The 17,961-nt window shown below is 74.4% G+C and carries 13 protein-coding genes; 11 read left to right on the plus strand and 2 right to left on the minus strand.

Annotated features, from left to right (window positions below; translation table 11 throughout):
- Positions 1-4: 4 nt before the first annotated feature.
- The 7 genes from ABD784_RS13040 to ABD784_RS13070 all read left to right on the plus strand — a co-directional run bounded on the left by ABD784_RS13040 (position 5) and on the right by ABD784_RS13070 (position 11,219).
- Positions 5-5,317 carry an Lhr family helicase gene (locus ABD784_RS13040; protein WP_344886200.1) on the plus strand — a complete coding sequence of 1,771 codons (5,313 nt, stop codon included), beginning with the start codon at positions 5-7 and terminating at the stop codon, positions 5,315-5,317.
- The gene (locus ABD784_RS13045; RefSeq protein ID WP_344885503.1) at positions 5,310-6,116 is read left to right on the plus strand and encodes a DNA-formamidopyrimidine glycosylase family protein; all 807 of its coding nucleotides are present in this window, start codon (positions 5,310-5,312) and stop codon (positions 6,114-6,116) included. The genes ABD784_RS13040 and ABD784_RS13045 overlap by 8 nt, the downstream gene beginning before the upstream one ends.
- Before the next feature lie 187 nt (positions 6,117-6,303).
- Positions 6,304-7,407 carry a hypothetical protein gene (locus ABD784_RS13050; protein ID WP_344885505.1) on the plus strand — a complete coding sequence of 368 codons (1,104 nt, stop codon included), beginning with the start codon at positions 6,304-6,306 and terminating at the stop codon, positions 7,405-7,407.
- A 133-nt stretch (positions 7,408-7,540) separates the two neighbouring features.
- Positions 7,541-8,527 (plus strand): pseudouridine synthase, encoded by a 987-nt coding sequence (locus tag ABD784_RS13055; RefSeq protein ID WP_344885508.1) that lies wholly within the window; start codon positions 7,541-7,543, stop codon positions 8,525-8,527.
- On the plus strand, positions 8,524-9,138 hold the full coding sequence (locus ABD784_RS13060; protein ID WP_344885511.1) for a DedA family protein: 615 nt from the start codon (positions 8,524-8,526) through the stop codon (positions 9,136-9,138). The genes ABD784_RS13055 and ABD784_RS13060 overlap by 4 nt, the downstream gene beginning before the upstream one ends.
- A 9-nt stretch (positions 9,139-9,147) precedes the next feature.
- Positions 9,148-10,083, plus strand: a complete 936-nt coding sequence (locus tag ABD784_RS13065; protein ID WP_344885514.1) for a DUF1684 domain-containing protein — start codon at positions 9,148-9,150, stop codon at positions 10,081-10,083.
- Between the two features lie 50 nt (positions 10,084-10,133).
- Entirely contained in the window at positions 10,134-11,219 is a 1,086-nt protein-coding gene (locus ABD784_RS13070; RefSeq protein ID WP_344885517.1) for an NADH:flavin oxidoreductase/NADH oxidase, read from the plus strand.
- A 109-nt stretch (positions 11,220-11,328) separates the two neighbouring features.
- On the opposite strand, the gene ABD784_RS13075 is transcribed toward ABD784_RS13070, so the two are convergent.
- Entirely contained in the window at positions 11,329-12,813 is a 1,485-nt protein-coding gene (locus tag ABD784_RS13075; RefSeq protein ID WP_344885521.1) for an MDR family MFS transporter, read from the minus strand.
- Positions 12,814-13,154: 341 nt separating this feature from the next.
- Here ABD784_RS13075 and ABD784_RS13080 point away from each other — a divergent pair, with 341 nt between their 5' ends.
- Both ABD784_RS13080 and ABD784_RS13085 read left to right on the plus strand, forming a co-directional pair.
- Complete coding sequence (locus ABD784_RS13080) at positions 13,155-13,694, plus strand: NUDIX hydrolase family protein (protein WP_344885524.1); 540 nt, start codon at positions 13,155-13,157, stop codon at positions 13,692-13,694.
- Between the two features lie 41 nt (positions 13,695-13,735).
- The gene (locus ABD784_RS13085) at positions 13,736-14,635 is read left to right on the plus strand and encodes a DUF6707 family protein (protein ID WP_344885527.1); all 900 of its coding nucleotides are present in this window, start codon (positions 13,736-13,738) and stop codon (positions 14,633-14,635) included.
- A 54-nt stretch (positions 14,636-14,689) separates the two neighbouring features.
- On the opposite strand, the gene ABD784_RS14360 is transcribed toward ABD784_RS13085, so the two are convergent.
- The gene (locus tag ABD784_RS14360) at positions 14,690-15,091 is read right to left on the minus strand and encodes a DUF6480 family protein (RefSeq protein ID WP_425582983.1); all 402 of its coding nucleotides are present in this window, start codon (positions 15,089-15,091) and stop codon (positions 14,690-14,692) included.
- Positions 15,092-15,248: 157 nt separating this feature from the next.
- Between ABD784_RS14360 and ABD784_RS13095 the strand changes: the two genes are divergently transcribed.
- Positions 15,249-16,220 (plus strand): TIGR03885 family FMN-dependent LLM class oxidoreductase, encoded by a 972-nt coding sequence (locus ABD784_RS13095; protein ID WP_344885530.1) that lies wholly within the window; start codon positions 15,249-15,251, stop codon positions 16,218-16,220.
- Positions 16,217-17,959 carry an alpha-amylase family protein gene (locus ABD784_RS13100; protein WP_344885532.1) on the plus strand — a complete coding sequence of 581 codons (1,743 nt, stop codon included), beginning with the start codon at positions 16,217-16,219 and terminating at the stop codon, positions 17,957-17,959. Before ABD784_RS13095 ends, ABD784_RS13100 begins: the two co-directional genes overlap by 4 nt.
- The last annotated feature ends 2 nt before the right edge of the window (positions 17,960-17,961 follow it).

Genomic DNA, 17,961 nt, shown 5'->3' on the forward strand with positions numbered 1-17,961 from the left:
CGCCATATCGCGCTCAGTCCTGACCCGGTTCAGCCCCGCGACCCGCGACTGGTTCGAGGGCGCGTTCAGCGCGCCCACGCAAGCGCAGGCCGGCGCGTGGGAGGCGATCAGCCGCGGCGAGAACGCCCTGGTGGTAGCGCCGACCGGATCCGGCAAGACGCTCTCCGCCTTCCTCTGGGCCCTGGACTCCTTCGTCCGGCACACCCGCGACGAGACGCCGGACCCGGCGCGAGCACCAGCACCGGGACAGGCTCCGGCGCCAGCACACGCTCAGGCACCGGGACAGGATCAGGCACCGGCACAGGCTCCGGCGCCCACGGCGGGTGAGGCGACGCCGTCGTCCACGGCCCGGCAGCGGCAGAAGCGCGCCACGCGCGTCCTGTACATCTCGCCGCTCAAGGCGCTCGGGGTGGACGTGGAGCGCAACCTGCGCAGCCCGCTCATCGGCATCACGCAGACCGCCGCGCGGCTGGGCCTGCCGGCACCGGAGATCCGGGTCGGCGTGCGCTCGGGCGACACCCCCGCCGGCGAACGCCGCAAGCTGCAGACCAACCCGCCGGACATCCTCATCACCACCCCGGAGTCGCTGTTCCTGATGCTCACCAGCCGGGCGCGCGAGACCCTCGGCGCGGTGGACACGGTGATCGTCGACGAGGTCCACGCCGTCGCGGGGACCAAGCGCGGCGCCCATCTGGCGGTGTCGCTGGAGCGACTGGACGCGCTCCTGCGCCGGCCCGCGCAGCGGATCGGCCTCTCCGCCACCGTGGAGCCGCGCGAGGAGGTGGCCCGCTTCCTGGGCGGGACGCGCCCGGTCACGGTGGTCGCCCCCGAGTCCACCAAGAAGTGGGACCTGACCGTCACGGTCCCCGTGGAGGACATGACGGACCTGCCCGCCGCGGCCGCGGCGCACGACCAGGGGCCCGCGTCCGGGCTGCAGCCGCAGGCGAGCATCTGGCCCCACGTCGAGGAGCGGATCGTGGACCTGATCGAGGCGAACCGCTCGACGATCGTGTTCGCCAACTCGCGCCGGCTCGCCGAGCGGTTGACAGGCCGGTTGAACGAGATCCACGAGGAGCGCCTGCAGCTCGCGGCCGAGCAGGCAGCCGAGCAGGCGGCTCAGCAGGCGGCCCGGCCAGCCGCGCCCGCCGGCGCCCCGTCCGGTTCGGACGCGGACGCGTGCACGGACGCGGACCCCGACGGCGGCTGGGCCTCCGCCTGGGAGGGTCTGCGCGAGGGCGCCGCGGCCCGCTCGGACCCGACCCGCACGCCCGCAGAGATGATGGCCCAGGCCGGCCAGACGTCCGGCGCCCCGGCGGTGCTGGCCCGCGCCCACCATGGCTCCGTCTCCAAGGACCAGCGCGCCGAGATCGAGGACGCGCTGAAGTCCGGCCGGCTGCGCTGCGTGGTGGCGACCAGCTCGCTGGAGCTCGGCATCGACATGGGCCTGGTGGACCTGGTGGTCCAGGTGGAGTCACCCAACTCGGTGGCCTCGGGCCTGCAGCGCGTGGGCCGCGCCGGGCACCAGGTGGGCGCCGAGTCCCGCGGTGTGTTCTTCCCCAAGCACCGCGGCGACCTGCTGGACACCACGGTGACGGTGGAGCGCATGGTCCGCGGCGCGATCGAGCCGCTGAAGATCCCGCAGAACCCGCTGGACATCCTCGCCCAGCAGACGGTCGCGGCCGCCGCGCTCGGCGAGGTGGACGTGGAGGAGTGGTACGACGTCGTCCGGCGGTCCGCACCGTTCGCCGCCCTGCCGCGCTCCGCCTACGAGGCGACGCTGGACCTGCTCGCCGGCAAGTACCCCTCCGACGAGTTCGCGGAGCTGCGTCCCCGCGTGGTCTGGGACCGCGATGCCGGCACGCTCGAGGGACGCCCCGGCGCGCAGCGGCTCGCGGTCACCTCGGGCGGCACCATCCCCGACCGCGGGCTCTTCGGCGTCTTCCTCGCCGGCGACGAGTCCGGCGCCAAGCGCGTCGGCGAGCTGGACGAGGAGATGGTCTACGAGTCGCGGGTCGGCGACGTGTTCGCGCTCGGGGCCACCAGCTGGCGGATCGAGGACATCACCCACGACCGCGTGATCGTCACCCCCGCCTACGGCCAGCCGGGCAAGCTGCCGTTCTGGCATGGCGACGGGCCCGGCCGGCCCGTGGAGCTCGGCTACGCCGTCGGGCGCGCCCGCCGCGAGCTCGCCGCCCTCGGCGAGGACGACGCCGTCGCCCGGCTGTCCGCCGCGGGCCTGGACCCGTGGGCGGTCTCCAACGTCCGCGCCTACCTGGAGGCCCAGCGCGAGGCGACGGGCAGCATCCCGTCGGACCAGACGCTCGTCGTCGAGCGGTTCCAGGACGAGCTCGGCGACTGGCGGGTGGTCCTGCACTCGCCGTTCGGCATGCCGGTCCACGCACCGTGGGCGCTCGCCGTCGGCGCCCGGCTTCGCGAGCGGTACGGGCTGGACGGGGCCGCCATGGCCTCCGACGACGGGATCGTGCTGCGGGTGCCCCTGATGGAGGACGAGCCACCGGGCGCCGACCTCTTCCTCTTCGACCCGGAGGAGCTCGACGACATCGTCACCCGCGAAGTGGGCGGGTCGGCGCTGTTCGCGTCCCGGTTCCGCGAGTGCGCGGCCCGGGCGCTGCTGCTCCCCCGGCAGAACCCCGGCCAGCGGACGCCGCTGTGGCAGCAGCGGCAGCGGTCCGCGCAGCTGCTAGACGTGGCGAAGAAGTACCCGACCTTCCCGATCATCCTGGAGACGGCCCGCGAGTGCCTGCAGGACGTCTACGACGTCCCCGCCCTGCGCGACGTCGCCGCGGCGGTGGGCCGGCGGGAGATCCGGATCGCCGAGACCACCACGCGCCAGCCGTCGCCGTTCGCCCAGTCGCTGCTGTTCGGCTACGTGGCGCAGTTCCTCTACGAGGGCGACTCGCCGCTGGCCGAGCGCCGGGCCGCGGCCCTCTCGCTGGACCCGACGCTGCTCAACGACCTGCTCGGCCGCAGCGAGCTGCGCGAGCTCCTGGACCCGGACGTCATCCGACGCACCGAGGCGGAGCTGCAGCGGACCGCGCCCGACCGCCGGCTGCGCGGCGTGGAGGGGGCCGCCGACCTGCTCCGTCTGCTCGGTCCGCTGACCGCCGAGGAGCTGGCGCTGCGGCTGCGGCCGGACGGCGAGGCCACCGACACGGAGCCGGCGGGGGGCGCCCCTTCGACGGAGTCGACCGACGACGCCGGGGCCGACGACGCGGGGGCCGAGGACGCGAGCCCGGACGGGGAGGGGGTCGACGACGGCGGCCACGCCTCGGTGGCGACGGCCCGAGCCTGGGCGGAGGAGCTGGTCCGCAGCGTGCGCGCCCTGCGCGTGAACGTCGCCGGGCGCGAGGTCTTCGCGGCCATCGAGGACGCGGCCCGGCTGCGCGACGCACTCGGGGTGCCGCTGCCCATCGGCGTGCCGCTGGCCTTCGTCGAGCCGGTCGAGGACCCGCTCGGCGACCTGGTGGGCCGGTACGCGCGCACGCACGGCCCGTTCGCCTCCGCCGAGGCGGCCGGCCGGCTGGGGCTGGGCGTCGCCGTCGTGCACTCGACCCTGCAGCGGCTGGCCCAGTCCGGGCGCGTGCTGGACGGGGAGTTCCGGCCGCGGGAGCTGCTGCCGGCGGAGCACCGCGGCGGCGACGCGGGACTCGAGTGGTGCGACGCCGAGGTCCTGCGCCGGATCCGCCGCCGCTCCCTGGCCGCCCTGCGGGCCGAGGTGGAGCCCGTGGACGCGGCCACGTACGCGCGGTTCCTGCCGGCGTGGCAGTTCGTGGGCGACGGCGAGACGGCCGCGCCGCAGCTGCGCGGGGCGGACGGCGTGGCGGCCGTCGTCGAGCAGCTCGCCGGGTACCCGGCGCCGGCAAGCGCCTGGGAGACCCACATCCTGCCCGCCCGGGTGGCCGACTACCGGCCCGGGCTGCTGGACGAGCTGCTCTCCTCCGGCGAGGTGCTGCTCACCGGCGCCGGGGCGCTCAGCGGCAACGACGGCTGGGTCGCGCTGCACCCGGCCGGCACCGCCGAGCTCACCGTCAACGGGGCCCCCGGCCCGGCGCCCGCCCCTCAGACCGCGCCACGGACCGCCCCACGAGCCGACCGACCGGGCACCAGCGAGGCGGACGAGTCCGGGGAGGCGGCGGAGGTCGGCGAGGCGGCGGAGGCGCCGTCGGCCGCACGCGACGCGGTCCTCTCCACCCTCTCCACCGGCGGCGCGTACTTCTTCCGCCACCTGGCCGAGGCGCACCCGGGCGTGCCGCAGCCGGACCTGCTCGATGCCCTGTGGGAGCTGTTCTGGGCGGGGCGCCTGACCAACGACACGTTCGCCCCCGTCCGCGGGCTGCTCGACGGCGGCCGCACCGCCCACAAGGCGCGGGCCTCGACGCCGCGCTCGCGCCTGGCCCGGCCCTCGCGCCTCGGTCTGCGGTCCGGTCTGCGCGGGCGGCTCGAGGGCGGCAGCAGCGCGGGCCTGCGCACCGGCCTGCGCACCGGGGCGGGCGGGCCCGACGGCGGAGACGCGCAGGCGGTCACCACCGGCGTGCTGACCCCCGCGCAGCAGGCCCGGGCCGCCGGGCGCTGGTCCCTCGCCCCGGCGCCCGAGCCGGACGCCACCCTGCGCGCCCACGCCACGGCGGAGCTGCTGCTGGACCGCTACGGGGTCCTCACCCGGGGACCGGTCGCGTCCGAGGAGGTGCCGGGCGGGTTCGCGCTGCTGTACCGGGTCCTGGCGCGGCTGGAGGAGGCCGGGCACATCCGGCGGGGCTACTTCATCGAGCACCTCGGCGCGGCCCAGTTCGCGCTCTCGGCCACGGTGGACCGCCTGCGCGCGCACGTCGGCTCGGGCGGCCGGGCCGGCCTCGGGGACGACGTCACCGGGCCGGACGCCCTGCAGTACAGCGCCGAGGCCGCGCGCCGGGCCCCGCTCGCCGTCGCGCTCGCCGCCACCGACCCGGCCAACCCGTACGGGGCGGCGCTCGGGTGGCCGGCGGCGCCGTCGTTCGCCGGCGAGGACGCGCCGCGGCACCGCCCGGGCCGGAAGGCCGGGGCCGTCGTCGTGCTGGTCAACGGGGCGCTGGCGCTCTACGTGGAGCGCGGCGGCCGGACCGTCCTGGCCTGGACGGAGGACCCGGCCGAGCTCGCCGCGGCCGCCGAGGCCCTGGTGCGCGGACTGCGCGCCGCCCGGGTGGAGAAGATTTCTGTCGAGAAGGTCAGCGGGGTCCCGGTCCTCGGGACGCCGCTGGCGCAAGCGCTACGTGCCGCCGGGTTCTACGCGGCGCCGAATGGGGTGAGATTCCGTGCCTGAGGGTGATTCCGTGCACCGGGCCGCGCGCATGCTGGATGCTGCGCTGACGGGCCACGTGCTGACCAAGACGGACTTCCGGGTGCCGCAGGTGGCCACGGTGGATCTGGCCGGGCGGCCGGTCGACTCCGTGTGCGCCCGCGGCAAGCACCTGCTGATCCGGATCGGGGCGGACCCGGCCCAGCTGCTGACCATGCACACGCATCTCATGATGGACGGCCGCTGGGAGGTGTACGCGCCCGGCGAGCGCTGGCGCGTGGCCGGGCACAAGGTGCGCTGCGTGCTGACGAACTCGACGTTCGAGGCGATCGGGGTGGACCTGGGGTTCCTGCGGCTCTTCCCCTCGCGGCTGGAGCCGCAGGCGGTGGGCCATCTGGGCCCGGACCCCCTGGGGCGCGACTGGGACCCGGACGAGGTGCGGGAGCGCATGCTGCAGGCGCCCGAGCGGGCCGTCGGGCTGGCTCTGCTGGACCAGCGGAACATGGCCGGGGTGGGCAACATCTACCGGTCGGAGGCCCTGTTCGTGTGCCGGGTCCACCCGCTGACGCCGGTGGGCGAGGTCCCCGACCTGCCCCGGCTGATCGAGCGCTGCTTCCTGATGCTGCACGCCAACCGGGACCGGGAGCGGCGCAAGACCACGCCGGCCGAGCTGCGGGAGCCGTACTGGGCATACAAACGGGCGGGCCGGCCGTGCTTCCGCTGCGGGACGCCCCTGGACCTGCTGCGCATCGGGCCGGCGAAGCTGCAGCAGGACCGGGACGCGTACGTGTGCCGGACGTGCCAGCCGGATCCCGCGGCCTAGCGCCCGGCCAGGTCGCCGGCTGGGCGTCAGCTGGCGGTGCACTCCCAGCTCGCTGCGGATCGCCGGGGCATCTCGCCCCGGCGCGGCCGGGCGCGTACGTTGTGAACCAGGGACGCCCGCCGGCCGGCGCGCGGGCGTCCGCGCCGCGCCTGCGGTGCCCGACTGGAGCGAAGCGAGGAACCGAACCATGCCCATCGTGGGAGTGATGGCCGACCCCGGCCTGCCGGAGATCATCTCCCGGCAGGCACGCGCCGCCGTCGAGGAGAACCTGGCCGAGTTCGACCGGGACGGCTGGACCGTCGTGGTCGAGCGGGGCGCCCTGCCGCTCACCGGCGACGGCGACATCCCGCTGATGGAGCGCTCCTCCGCCCTGCTCGCCGAGCGGGACTGGGACTACATCATCTACGTCACCGACCTGCCCCGCACGTACGAGGGCCAGCCGCTGGCGTACGAGCTGGAGAACGAGACGAACGCCGCCCTGCTCTCGCTGCCGGCGCTGGGCTTCTGGCGGCTCACGGCCCGCCTGCGGACCCTCCTCACCGATCTGGCGCTGACGCTGCACGAGCGCCAGGCTCCGGAGGACGAGCGCCGAGCGTCGAACATCCGGACCCCCGGGGTCCGCACCGCCCACCACGAGGACCACGACGGGCGCGTCTTCGTCACCCTCGACTCCCCGGTGAGCCGGCTGCGCCTCCTGGCCGGCATGATCCGCAACAACCGGCCGGGCCGGCTGCTCACGGCGCTCTCCACCTGCATCGCCACCGCGGCGGCCGCCGGCGCCTTCGGCATCTTCTACACGAGCATTTGGAACATGTCCGACGCGCTGCCGTCCCGGCGGCTGCTCCTCATCAGCGTCGTCGCCGTGCTGACGCTGAGCATCTGGCTGATCGTGCGCAACAACCTGTGGACCCGGAGTGCCAGCATCGAGCAGTCCGGCACCGCGCGCGTGGGTGTCGGCTCGGCGTCCAACCAGGCGGCCCTGGACAACACCGCGACGGTCATCACCGTGGTCCTCTCCGTGGCGTTCATGTACGCGGTCCTGTTCACGGTGCTGTTCGCCGGTTCCATCACCATCGTCGACGCCGGCTACCTCGAGTCCCAGCTGGAGCATCCGGTGGGCGTCGGCGACTACGCGACGCTGTCCTGGCTCGCCGCGTCGCTGGGCACGATGGCCGGCTCGCTCGGCTCCAACTTCGACAGCGACGCGGCGATCCGCGAGGCCACCTACAGCCGCCGGGCGCGGCAGCGGCGCCAGCTCAACGAGGAGGCCGAGGAGCACGAGGCGGACTAGGGGCCCGCCCCTCCGCGCCCGCCACCGGATGGCCCGCGGCCACCCCGGGGCCCCGACCACTGGGCCGCCCCGACCACCGGACGGCCCGCGGGGCGGCGTCGCACCGTGCCCGTGGGACACTGGGACGGTGGCCATGAAGTCTCCCCTCCCCGTCCGCAACGGCGTCGGCGCAACCCGGCTCCGGCTGCCGGAGACCCCGCGGAGCGGACAGGCCACGGTGCTGGAGCACCTGGTGGCCCGCTTCGGCCACATCGACCCGGCGGAGATCGCCCAACGGTTCGACGACGGCGAGGTGGTCGCCCGCGACGGCGCGCCGCTGTCCCGCGCCACGCCGCTCGGCGCCCACGAGTTCGTCTGGTACTACCGGACCCTGCCGCCGGAGACGCCGATCCCGTTCGAGGAACGGGTCCTGGCGCAGGAGCGCGACCTGCTGGTGGTGGACAAGCCGCACTTCCTGCCCACGACGCCCGGCGGCGGATTCCTGCAGGAATCGGCGCTCGTGCGGCTGCGCAACCGGCTCGGGCTGCCGGAGCTGACGCCGATCCACCGGCTGGACCGGGCGACGGCCGGCGTCATCCTGTTCTCGGTCCGCGCCGAGACGCGCGGGGCCTACCAGACCATGTTCGAACGGCGCACCGTCCGCAAGGAGTACGAGTGCGTCAGCGCGCTCCCCGCTCGAGCCGACGCCCGGGCAGACGGGGCGGCCGCCGGGAGCCGCTTCCGGGACTTCCCGGTCCTGGTGCGCAGCCGCATCCGGAAGACCAAGGGCGAGCTGCGCGTGCACCTGGAGGACGGGCCGGCCAACGCCGAGTCGGCGGTGGGCCTGCTCGGGACCGGCGTCAGCGGCGGCCACCGGGCCGGCCTGCCCGTGGCCCACTTCCGGCTCGTGCCGCACACCGGCAAGACGCACCAGCTGCGCGTCCACATGGCCTCCCTCGGCCTGGGCATCCTGAACGACGTCTTCTACCCGGAGCTGCTGGACAAGGCCCCGGACGACTACCGGCGCCCCCTGCAGCTGCTGGCCCGCAGCATCGAGTTCCCGGACCCGCTCACCGGCGACCGCCGCCGGTTCGAGTCAGGCCTGCGGCTCAGCGAGGCCCCCGGCGGCAGCACCACGTGACCGACCCCGGCGCGGGTCCCCTGGGCCTCGAGGGCGGCGGCCTCTGGTACTACGCGTCGACCTTCGTGCTCGTGGCGCTCGACGCCGCGTTCCCGCCCATCCCCTCCGAGCTGCTGGTCCTCGGCTCCGGCCCCCTGGCCGCCGACGGGCGGCTCTCGGCCCTCTGGGCCTGGCTGGCCGCCGCGGCCGGCTGCCTCGCCGGGGACCTGGGGCTCTACTGGGTCTTCCGGCGGGGCCTGACCGGGTGGCTGGACCGCTTCCGGGCCGGGCGCTGGATCCACCGCAACACGGTGGCGGTCATGAACCGGCTGGGCCGCGACGCCACCTACGCCTCGCTGCTCGGCCTGCGCTTCGTCTCCGGGGGCCGGACGGCGTCGGTGGCGGCCGCCGGCATCGCTGGCGTCGGGCTGCGGCCCTTCCTCGCGCTGGCCGCCCTCGGCTCCGGACTCTGGGCAGCGTGGATGATGCTGCTCGGCTACCTCACCCAGTCGGTCACCGGCTGGCCGACCTGGGCCGCGACGCTGGCCTCGCTGGTCCTCGGGGCGGTCATCGGCGGCCTTCTCGCCGGCGCGCTGACGTGGGCGAAGCGCCGTGGGGGTCCCCGGGCGTAGGCTGGAACCATGGCTCAGGATGCAACGGCTCAGGATTCCACCCTGCCCTCCCCCTCCCCCTCGCGCGCCGCCTGGCAGCAGTGGCACCAGGTCCGCGAGGAGGCTCTGGCGACCGAGTTCGGCTGGCTCACGCTGACCAGCTACCAGTGGCTGCCGTCGGCCCCCGCCCCCGTGGAGCTGGTCCCCGGGCGCTTCGGCGCCGGCCCCGACGGCGCGGTCTTCGAGCCCGACGGCACCGAGGTCCTCGAGCACGACGACGGCCGGCCGGTCACCGACCGGCTCACCCGCGCGCTCGACGAGGGCGAGTCCGTCGACTGGCTGCGCACCCGGGATGTCACCGGCCAGGAGACCGTCGTGGAGCTCGGCGTGCGCGGCGGGCGCTACATGATCCGCACGCACGCGCGCCGGAGCCCCCAGCTGGACGCGTTCGACGGCGTCCCGACCTTCCACTACAACCCCGCCTGGGTGGTGCCCGGCCGCTTCGAGCCCTACCCGGAGCCGAAGCGGGTCCAGGTCGGGACCTACCGGCCGGACACCCGGCTGGAGAAGGAGCTCGCCGGAGAGATCGTCTTCGAGATGCCGGCCGCCTTCCCGCATCGACTGGCCGCCGAGCGGAACCGGGACGGCTCCCTCACCGTCGCGTTCCACGACGCCTCCAACGGGGACACCACCCCGGAGTGGCGCTTCGTCACGGTGCCGGAGCCGGGCCAGGACGGGGCGGTGACCATCGACTTCAACCGGACGCTGTTCTACCCGTTCGCGTTCTCGCAGTTCGCGGTCTGCCCGCGGCCCCCGGAGGGCAACCGGCTCGAGATCGCCGTCAACGCTGGCGAGCGCTCGGAGCGTCCGGCCGACACGACGGGCAGCCTCTCCGCCGCCGACGTGGAGCGCACCACCACGGCCGGCCCCGTGGACGCGGGTGACGCCCGGCACACCGGGGAATAGTCGCCGGCCCGGACGGGTTCGGCCAGAGTGTGAGCACACTCTTCAGCCCTGTGACCCTGTCCACCCCGGACGGCGACGGCCTCGCGCTGCGCAACCGCGCCGTCGTCGCGCCGATGTGCCAGTACTCGGTGGACGCCGAGGACGGCGTCCCCACCGACTGGCATCTCTCCCACCTGGGCGCGCTGGCCGCCGGCGGATTCGGCCTGGTCATCGCCGAGGCGACCGCCGTGGTCCCCGAGGGACGGATCTCCCCGCGGGACACCGGCCTCTGGAACGACGAGCAGACCCGGGCGTGGAAGCGCATCACCGACCTGATCCGCGCCAACGGCTCGGTCCCCGGCCTCCAGCTGGCGCACGCCGGCGCCAAGGCGTCCACGGAGCCGATGCTGCCGGGTCTGCGCGAGGCATCCGTCCCGGAGTCCGAGGGCGGCTGGCAGACCGTCTCCTCCTCGGTCTCCGACGTGTTCGGGCTCGCCCCGGCGCGGGAGCTCACCGGCGAGGACATCGAGCAGCTCGTCGCCGACTGGGCGGCCGCAGCCCGGCGCGCCGACGAGGCCGGGTTCGACGTCGTCCAGATCCACGCCGCGCACGGCTACCTCCTGCACCAGTTCCTGTCGCCGCTGGCCAACACCCGCACCGACGAGTACGGCGGCTCCTACGAGAACCGCACCCGCCTGGTGAAGCGGATCGTCGAGGCGGTCCGCGCGGAGTGGCCGGCGCACAAGCCACTCGCCATCCGCTTCTCCGGGACGGACTGGACCGAGGACGGCTGGACGCTCGCCGAGACCGTGCGCCTGGCCGGTGAGCTGCGCGCCCTGGGCGTGACCGCCTTCGACATCTCCTCCGCCGGCATCGGCCGGTACGCCGGCCCCAAGTCGGGGCCCGGCTACCAGACCGCGCTCGCCGCCGCCGTGCGGGCCGGGCTGGAGGGGACGGACTCGTTCGTGACCGCCGTCGGCATGATCACCACCGGCGTGCAGGCCGAGCACGTCCTCGTCACCGGGCAGGCGGACGGCGTCGCCATCGCCCGCGCCGCCCTGGAGAACCCGCACTGGGCGGCCGTGGCCGCCCGCGAGCTCGGCGTGCCCGCCGAGGAGAACCCGCGCGCGACGCCGCTCTGGCGCGGCCACTGGTGAGCCGCGTCCGGCCGGACAACGACGAGAGCCGGTGTGCTCCCCACCTCGCGGTGGGGAGCACACCGGCTCTCGTCGTCCGCACGGCTCACGCCGGGCAGGGGCCGGCCCCTCAGTGGGCCGCGGGCGTGTGCTCCGCGGACGGCTCGTCGGCGAAGACGCTCTTGCGCATGAAGCAGGAGAGCACCAGGACCAGCACGGCGAAGATCGCCGCGGTGAGGAAGCCCTGCTGGTAGCCCTCCACCTGGGCCTGCACCGGGCCGAGGCCCTCGGCGGCGGCGCCGACCGTCCCGCTGGCCATGATCCCGACCAGCAGGGCCGTGCCGGCCGCGCCGCCGAGCTGCTGCAGGGTGCTGAGCACAGCCGATCCGTGCGAGTGGAGGTGGTGCGGCAGCGGGTTCAGGCCGGTGGTGAACGCCGGCGTGAAGAGCAGGGCGAAGCTCAGCGACATGAACAGGTGCGCCACCACCATGATCCAGACCGGAGTGGTCTCGGTCAGCTGGGTGTAGCCGAGCAGCACCGCGACCAGAATGACGCCGCCGGGGACCATGAGCGGGCGCGGCCCCACCTTGTCGTACAGCCGACCGACCACGGGCGCCAGCAGGCCCATCAGCAGACCGCCGGGCAGCAGGAGCAGGCCGGTGCCCAGCGGATCGAGCCCGCGGACGTTCTGCAGGAACAGCGGCAGCAGGATGATGATGCCGAAGAGGGAGACCATCGCCAGGACCATCAGGGCCAGGGAGAGCGTGAACGGGCGGTAGGTGAAGGGCCGCAGGTCCAGGAGGGCGCGGTCCTGGCGCTGCAGGCGCAGCTGCAGGAGCGTGAAGCAGGTCAGCAGGACCAGGGCGACGCCGATGGCGACGAACGGGCCCGCCCCCGGGCCGGTCGCGGCGGCGCCCCCGCCGTGGCCGCCGCCGAGCGTGCTCAGCCCGTACACGAGCAGGCCGAAGCCCGGCGCGGCCAGCAGCAGCGACGGCACCGAGAGCGGCTTGGCCTCCTCCGCCTCGCCGCCGAGCAGGCGCGCGCCGATGAAGAGCGCGACCAGGGCGACCGGGAGGACCAGCAGGAAGATCCAGCGCCACTCGAGGAACTGCAGGATGAGGCCGGAGATGGTCGGTCCGACCGCCGGCGCCACGGAGATCACGATCGAGACGTTGCCCATCATGGCGCCGCGCTTCTGCGGCGGGACGATGTCGAGGATCGTGGTCATCAGGAGCGGCATCATGATGGCCGTGCCGCACGCCTGGATGACGCGCGCGGCGAGCAGGATCCCGAAGATCGGCGCCACCGCGGCGAGCAGCGTTCCCACGGAGAAGAGCAGCATCGCCAGGATGAAGACGGTGCGGATGGCGAAGCGCCGCAGCAGGAAGCCCGTGGTCGGGATGACCACGGACATGGTCAGCAGGAAGGCCGTGGCGAGCCACTGGACGGTGGACTCGCTGACGTCGAACGCGACCTGCAGCCGCGGCAGGGCGACGTTCATGATGGTCTCGTTGAGGATCACGACGAAGGCCGCGATCAGCAGGGTGAGGATCGTGGTGCGGGCGCGCGGATCGAGTTGGTCCGGTCGACGCTCGGTTGCGGCGGATTTCGGCACGGGTTTCCTTAACGTTCGGCGCGGTTCGGGCCCGCTGGGGGCCGCGGCCGGAGCGGTGGGCTGGGCTGCGGACCGACACACGGCCGCCCGGGCGGCCACGCGGGGGCGACGGCGCTGGGCCGAGGGGTGTCGAGAGAGCCTCCACAGCTTACCCCTGCGGATTGAGTTACAGCGGGTTAATGAGAGGAGGATCTCATCTGATTGACTCTTCTCAATCACTCAGTCTGCCACACGGCCGCCCGACACGCCAGCGGTCGCCCCGCGGGGCCGGTCGGCGGCGCGGAGCGGATCGGGCCGCCGCCTCCGTGCCCCGGCCCTCCGAGTGCGCTAAACATGAGGGTATGAGCGTTCGCACACCAGACCCCTACCCCGGCTGGCTGTCCGAGGAGGACCTCCACGAGGCCCGCCAGCGGCTGCCGATCGCCTACGTCGAGGCCATCCCGGTCCGGGTCGACCCGCTGGGCTACGTCTCGGAGGTGGGGCTCCTCTACAAGGCCGACGCCGACGCCCGGTTCCGCTTCGCGTTCGTCTCGGGCCGGGTGATGTACCGGGAGACCGTGCGCGCCGCCCTCATCCGGCACATCGAGCAGGACCTCGGCCCGCTCGCGATGCCGCAGCTGCCGCCGTCGCCGTCGCCGTTCACGGTGGCCGAGTACTTCCCGTCGCCGTCGGAGACCGGGCTGACGGACGACCGCCAGCACGCGATCGCGCTCTGCTACGTGGTGCCGGTCCGCGGCGAGTGCAATCCGCGCCAGGACGCCCTGGAGCTGAACTGGATGAGCCCGGCCGACGCCCTGAGCGCCGACGTCTGCTCCGAGCTGCCCGGCGGCCGCGCGAACCTCATCCGGCAGGCCCTCGCCCACGTCGGCTGGTGCGAGTAGCGCCCCCGGCACCCCTGACCCGACAGGAGAGGAACCACCCCGTGCAGACCCCGCAGCCGGCAGGACCCGTCTACGTCCGGAGCGTCCGGGCCGAGCAGGTCCGCCCCGGCGACCGGTTCATCACCCGCCACGGATCGCCGAGCGCGCCCGTGACGTCGCTGCGCGTCCTGCCGGACAGCTTCGGCACGCCGGCCCTCGTGGAGGCGACGCTGGCCAGCGGGCAGAAGGCGAGCATCGCGTACGGCTCGTCGATCCGGGTCCACACCTCCACGCCGACGCCGTCGCTGACCTACGAGGACCTGCAGGCCCTGCCCGTCGAGGCCGAGTCGCCGGAGGCCGTGCTGCTCTCGATCGCGGAGAACTACGCCGAGGACGCCGGGATGGTCGAGCGCATCGGCAAGCTCGCCCGCGGAGTGAACCCCAAGGCCGGCGCGCACCTGGAGGACCTGTACGCCCTGACGGAGCACCTGGTGGTGGACCGGGACGACCGCGCCAGCGCCTGGCGGGTGCTCGACATCCTGACCGAGATCCCGTTCGACGGGAACTTCGGCCGCTGGAAGTCCGTGGAGTCCGCGCTCGCCCTGGCGGCGTTCCTCGCCTACGACGGAGGCGACCTCGATGCCGCCGAGCGCTACGCCGCGGTCCTGCGCCGGACGGCCCACGAGGAGCAGGACCCCGTCCAGGCGAAGCTGACCGCCGAGCTGCGGCAGCGCCAGCTGGACGAGCCGAACCTGTTCGACCGCGAGATCCACCGGGCCGTCGCGGCCCGCGACCCCGAGGCGGAGGGCAGCTGGCGGCTCCAGCGGCTGCGCACGCTGCTCTATCTGCTCGCCCATGGCGGCTCGCGCACGCTGGACGCGGCGGAGCTGCGCCGCCGCATCCAGCACGAGCTCCGGGCGCTGGGATCCCCGGGCGGGCGCCCCGCCTGGAACGCCTCCTGAGTCGCGCCGCCGCACGGGCGGCCTGCGTCCCGGGAATCTGACGCCCCGCCGGGGCTACTCGTCGTGGCCCTGGTCGCCGCTCATCTGCCCGCTCGCCGGAGGCGTCTCCCCCGGGCGGACCCCGCCGCCCTCCTGGAGGCCGGCGTCGCGCTGCTGCTCCGGGTCCGGGTTGGCGTCGTCGGCCTGCTGGGCGCCGGCCCCGCTGCGGGACGCGTCCTCCGTGTCGGCCAGGTCGCTGCCGCCGAGGTCCGTGGACGGGACGTTCCCGTCCACGGCGTCCCGGCCCTCGGCCGGGGACTCGGTGTGCGCCCGCGGCTCGCCGCCCGGCTCACCGCCCGGGGCCTCCTGGCCCGGGGCGCCCTCGCTGGGCGCCTGGGCGTGCTCGCGCGGTTCGCGGCCGGCCTCGCTGCTGCCGCCGCCTGACAGGTGCTCTGCTTCGTTTCCGTGATGTCCCATGCCCGCATCATGGCACCGGGGGGCGCGGGCGGTGAAGAGGGGGCCAGGTGGGAACTCCCTGACAACCGCCGGGAGACCTTGACCGTGCGTCGCGGCCGGCCGCTAGGGTGAGCGCAGAAGGGAGCACGGCACCGGCGACACAGGAGAGGGAGCACGGATGGTCCTCCTCGGATTCCACGCCTCGCACGAGCAGATCGGGCCCCGGCAGCTGCTCGAGGACGCCCAACGGGCGGAGGCGGCAGGCTTCAGCGCCGCGATGTGCTCGGACCACCTCAACCCCTGGGGCAGCGCCCAGGGCCACGCGGGGAACGCCTGGACCTGGCTCGGAGCGGCCCTGGCCACCACGCGCCTGCGCTTCGGCGTCGTCACCGCCCCCGGCCACCGGTACCCCGCGGCGACCTTCGCCCACCAGATCGGCACGCTGGCCAGCATGTTCCCGGGCCGCTTCTGGGCGGCCGTCGGCACCGGGGAGTACGTCAACGAGTCGGTCACGGGCCAGGCGTGGCCGCCGAAGGACGAGCGCCGACGCCGCGTCGCCAGCACCGTCGAGGCACTGCGGCGCCTGATCGCCGGCGAGACCGTGACGAGCCGCGACGACCTGGCCCGGCTCGAGCAGATGCGGCTCTGGGACCGGCCGGACGTCCCACCGCAGCTGCTGGCCCCGGCGGTCTCGCCGCAGAGCGCCGAGTGGGCCGCCGGATGGGCCGACGGGCTGATCACGCTCAACCAGCCGGTCGAGACGCTGCGCGACGTCGTCGAGGCCTACCGCGGAGCGGGCGGCCAGGGGCCCCTGGCCCTGCAGGTCCACCTCAGCTGGGCCGAGACGGCGGGCGAGGCCGAGTCGATCGCCGTGGACCAGTGGTCCACCAACGTGGTCTCCCCGCCGGTGACCTGGGACCTCCCGACGCCGGAGCACTTCGAGGCCGCCACGCAGGCCGTGCGCCCCGAGGACGTCCGCGGCGCCGTCGTGGTCTCCGCGGACCTGGACGAGCACGCGGAGCGCCTGCGGGAGTACGCCTCCCTGGGATTCGAGGAGATCTACCTGCACCACGTGGGACAGGAGCAGTCCGGCTTCATCGAGGCCTTCGGGCGGGACGTCCTGCCCCGGTTCGAGGAGGCACGCCGATGAAGGGCACGGACTCCTCGGACCTGTGGTGGAAGACCGGCCTGGTCTACTGCGTGGACGTCGAGAGCTTCCTCGACTCGAACGGCGACGGGGTCGGCGACCTCGCCGGGCTGACCCGCCGCATCGACTACCTGGCCGAGCTCGGGGTCACGTGCCTGTGGCTCATGCCCTTCTACCCGACGCCGGGACGGGACGACGGCTACGACATCACGGACTTCTACAACGTCGACCCGCGGCTGGGCAGCCTCGGCGACCTGGTGGCGCTGCTCCGGACCGCGCACGACCGGGGCATCCGGGTCATCGCGGACCTGGTGCTGAACCACACCTCGGACCAGCATCCGTGGTTCCAGCGGGCCGAGGAGGACCCGGACAGCCCGGAGCACGACTTCTACGTCTGGCGGGACAGCGAGCCGCCCGACACCTCCGACCTGGTGATCTTCCACGGCGAGCAGAAGGGCATCTGGTCCTGGAGCGAGAAGGCCGGCAAGTGGTACCTGCACCGCTTCTACAAGCACCAGCCGGACCTGAACGTCTCCAACCGGCGGGTGCGCAACGAGATCGCCAAGATCATGGGGTTCTGGCTGCAGCTGGGCCTGGACGGCTTCCGGGTGGACGCCGTCCCGCAGCTGCTGACCGTGGGGCTCCACGACGACATCGAGAACGACGGCTTCACCGACCCGCACGGGTACCTGGGCGAGCTCCACGCGTTCATGCGGCGCCGCTCCACGGACGCGATCCTGCTCGGGGAGGTGAACCTCCCCTACCGCGAGCAGGAGACGCTGTTCGGCGAGCCGCCGGCGGTGGAGCTGGACCTGATCTTCGACTTCGTCGCCATGCAGAACCTGTACCTGTCCCTGGCCCGTGGGGAGGCCGGGCCGATCTCCGCCGCCCTGCGCACCCGGCCGCCGATCGACCCGGCCAACCAGTGGGTCACGTTCGTGCGCAACCACGACGAGCTGGCCCTGGACCAGCTCGGCGAGGCCGAGCGCGAGGAGGTGTTCGCGGCCTTCGCGCCCGAGGAGCGCCAGCGCGCGTACGGCCGCGGCATCCGCCGCCGGCTGCCGCCGATGCTGGAGGGCGACCAGCAGCGGATCCGGATGGTCTACTCCTTCATGTTCTCGCTGCCCGGCACCCCGGCGCTCTTCTACGGGGAGGAGATCGGCATGGGCGAGGACATCGACGCCGAGGGCCGGCAGGCGGTCCGCTCGCCGATGCAGTGGGCGCCGGGCCCCGCCGGCGGCTTCTCCGAGGCCGAGCCCGAGGACTTGGTCGCCCCGGTGGTCGGCGGCGACTTCGGCCCGGAGAACATCAACGCGCACGACGCCGCCGCGGACTCGCAGTCCCTGTTCAACTTCATCCGCCGGCTGGTCGCGGCACGACGGCGGTGCCTCGCCCTCGGCTGGGGCTCCACGGAGCTCCTCGAGCAGCCGGAGACCGCCGTGCTCGCGCACCGCGCCGCGCTGGAGGCGAACGACTTCGTGGCCGCCGTGCACAATTTCGCCGCCGAGCCGGTCGAGACGCGCGTCCTGATCCCCGACGCCGCGCCCGGCGACGAGCTGGAGGTCCTGGTCGACGTGGGCACCACCGACGACGACTCCAAGGAGCCGATCGACGAGGGCGAGCACGCCCACCGGATCCGGAAGCTCACGGTCGAGGACGACCGGCGCGTCCCGGTGGCCCTGGGCCCCTACGGCTTCCTCTGGTTCCGGCCCTTCAGCCTGGGCCCGGGCGGGATCTTCTAGGG

Source organism: Zhihengliuella alba (genome assembly GCF_039538765.1).
GTDB lineage: Bacteria > Actinomycetota > Actinomycetes > Actinomycetales > Micrococcaceae > Zhihengliuella > Zhihengliuella alba.